Source organism: Neisseria sp. P0001.S005 (assembly GCF_051963715.1).
Genome location: NZ_JBQCTZ010000923.1, coordinates 1 through 303, shown reverse-complemented (window position 1 = coordinate 303; position 303 = coordinate 1). Strand labels below are relative to the sequence as shown.

1 pseudogene is annotated in these 303 nt (G+C 38.3%); it reads right to left on the bottom strand.

Annotation, left to right across the window (positions count from 1 at the left end):
• Nucleotides 1–195: 195 nt before the first annotated feature.
• Nucleotides 196–303: pseudogene (locus ACTHSP_RS23510) on the bottom strand (GTP cyclohydrolase II); the annotation flags it as partial.

The following is a 303-nucleotide window of genomic DNA, read 5'->3' as shown; positions in this document are numbered from 1 at the left end:
GTGATGACGGAGTCGAACCGCCGACATTCTGCTTGTAAGGCAGACGCTCTACCAACTGAGCTAATCACCCGATAAGCTGACATTAAATCAAAAAATCAGGCTACGCGCAAGGTTTTTATTTAAATAAAAATATATCCCATTGAAAGAATATAGAATATTTTATTTAATCGCAAAAAACACCGTTATGCCTGTCCATCAATCGAAAATCAAATGCCCCAATTTATCTGCTTTAGTATGCAGATAACGTTCATTTTCCACATTTTCGCCGACATGTAATGCAATCCGTTCGACCACATTAATGCC